At 68.1% G+C, this 2,529-nt stretch carries 3 protein-coding genes; all 3 read right to left on the minus strand.

What is annotated here, in order from left to right; translation table 11 throughout:
• Positions 1 to 189, minus strand: a 189-nt coding sequence (locus tag VGX25_RS14980; protein ID WP_326918387.1) for an ATP-binding cassette domain-containing protein, incomplete at its 3' end; no start/stop codon positions are given.
• 8 nt (positions 190 to 197) lie between these two features.
• Positions 198 to 1,472, minus strand: a complete 1,275-nt coding sequence (locus VGX25_RS14985) for a ricin-type beta-trefoil lectin domain protein (RefSeq protein ID WP_326918388.1) — start codon at positions 1,470 to 1,472, stop codon at positions 198 to 200.
• An 84-nt stretch (positions 1,473 to 1,556) separates the two neighbouring features.
• The coding region (locus VGX25_RS14990) for a family 16 glycoside hydrolase (protein ID WP_326918389.1) at positions 1,557 to 2,529 on the minus strand (973 nt) is incomplete at its 5' end.

The raw sequence follows: 2,529 nt of genomic DNA on the forward strand, positions 1-2,529 counted from the left end.
ACCATCGACCTCGATGGTGCCGCCGTCCGGCCGGTGCACCCCGGCCAGCACCTTCAGCAGCGTCGACTTCCCCGCGCCGTTCTCCCCGACCAGCGCGTGCACCTCGCCCCCGCGCAGCTCCAGGTTCACCCCACGCAGCACAGGCACACCGAGGAACGACTTGGTGATCCCGGCCAGTCGTACGTTCAACGGTCGCCCTACGCTCGGGACCAGCGTTGGTTGGCGCCGGTGTGGCAACTCCACACGATCACCGCGCTGCCATTGGCGGTGCTGGCGCCGTTGACGTCCAGACACAGTCCAGTTTGGACGTTGCTGATCGTGCCGTTGCCGTTGACGTTCCATTGCTGGTTGGCGCCTCCGTGGCAGTCCCAGATCTGTACCCGGGCGCCGGCGGTGGCGTTGGTGGGCAGGTCCAGGCATTTGCCCATCACCTGCAGCGCCCGTCCGTTCTGGGTGAACTGCTGGTTGGCGCCGGTGTGGCAGTCCCAGATGATCATCTGGGCGCCGTTGGCCGAGCTCGCGCCGTTGACGTCCAGGCACCGGCCGGAGGCCTCACCGCGCAGCCGGAACGTGGGCGGTGGCGGGGGCGGGGGCGTCGTGTCTCCGGTGAAGAATCGCCATACCTCCGCCGAAGTCCAGGTCATCCAGCCTTCGGAGGTGGACCCGTCGATGGGACCGGGGGTGTGGCCGCCGTCGAACGCGGCCCACACCACCGGAAACCCGGAGCGGCACCCCGAGTAGGCTGTGGTGATGTGGGTTCGGCTGCCCGGCGCCGGCTCGGGCGGGTTCTGGGGAGTGCAGCCGTTGTTCCTGACGAACGTGTCACGCAGCGACCGTCCCAGCGAGATGTTGAGCACCGTGTCACCGATCCCGTGAATCCCGATGTACGCGATGGGCTGAGTGCCGCCGCTGCATCCGCTGATCTGCGCGCCGGAGTAGACCGCGACCGCACGGAACATGTTCGCCCTTGCGCAGGCGAGTGCGTAGCTCATGCCGCCGCCGAAGCTGAAACCAAGGGCGAAGCGCTGTGTCGTCTCGACGCAGAGGTCGGCCTCGATCAGCCTGATCATGTCGTCGGTGAAGGTCACGTCTTCGCCGCCGGAGTTGGCCCAGCCGTTGCCGAGGCCCTGGGGTGCGACGAAGATCGCCCCGTTGTTCGACAGCCGCCGGAGTCCGTAGTAGGACCAGTTGAAGCCATCGGTTCCGCCCGAATCGACGTCGTTGGCGGTGCCGCCCCGCCAGTGGTATCCGAAGATCAACCGGTAGGGGCGGTTGTTGTCGTAGCCGTCGGGAATCCTCAGGATGAAGCTGCGACTCTTGCCGCTGCTCTGAATCGTGCGTGGGCCGCTGGTCAGCGTCGGGGCTTTGCCGCATCCGGCGCTCGCCGCGAGGCTGCCGACATCCGGGGCCTGCGTCGCCGGTCGGGCATCGGCGACACCGGAACCGGCGAGAAGCAGTGCGGCGGTGGCCACGCCAAGAGCGTGTTTGGTGAACGAGCGTTTCATCTCAGCCTCCGAGAATGGGAAGCAAGGCCTGATTGCTTCCGTGCCGGGTGGTCACGGCAGGGTCCAGCGTTGGTTGGTGCCGCCGTGGCAGGTCCAGATGATCAGTTGGGTGCCGTCGGCGGAGCTACCGCCGTTGGCGTCGAGGCATTTCCCGGACTGGGGGTTGATCAGGGAGCTGTTGGCTCCGGTGGTCCAGTTCTGGGCTCCGGTGCCGTTGCAGGTCCACAGCCGCACCGGGCTTGCGTTCGCGGTGCCGCCGACGTCCAGGCACTTGTTGAGTGCGCGCAACGTGTTTCCGTTGACCGTCCATTGCTGGTTGCTGCCGCCGTTGCAGGTCCACAGCTGGATCCGGGTGCCGTCGGCCGAGCTGTTGCCGCTGACGTCGACGCACTTTCCGGCGACGCCGGTGATCGGGCCCGTGCGGGGGGCGGTGCCGCCCAGCTCCTTGATTCGGATGTTGCGGAACGACACGTCGTCGCCGGTGCCGTGGTTCTGGATGCCGATGTGGCCGGACACCAGCGAGCGGGCCGGGTCGGTGTTGGTGAAGTCGTTGATCCGCACGCCGTTGAGGAGCACCTGCAGCCGCTCGCCTTCCACCAGCAGCTCGAAGGTGTTCCACTCGCCGGGCGGGTTGAGCGCGGCGTCGCGGGCGGCGGTGTCGGGGGCCTTGACCGCGTAGATCGCGCCGGTGGTGCGGTCCGGGGTGTCGGTGGCGTCGATCTGCACCTCGTACCCCTGGCTGAGGGCCTGGTTCGGGTCGGTGGTGGCCGGGAAGCCGACGATCACGCCGGAGTTGTCGTCGCCGGCGACCCGCCAGTCCAGCTTGAGCGAGTAGGAGCGGAACTCCCTTGCGCTGTGCCAGAGCATGCCCAGCCCGCCGGAAGAGGTCAGGGTGGCGTTGCTGTTGGTGAAGCCGCCCGGCCCGGCCTGCGACCAGCCGGTGGTGGATCCGTTGTACAGCGTGGTGTAGCCGGTCTCCGGGCGGCAGTCGGCCTTGGTCCGGTTGGCCGCGTACCGGATGCCG

Origin of the sequence: Actinophytocola sp., assembly GCF_035942955.1 — a bacterium.
GTDB lineage: Bacteria > Actinomycetota > Actinomycetes > Mycobacteriales > Pseudonocardiaceae > DASYTH01.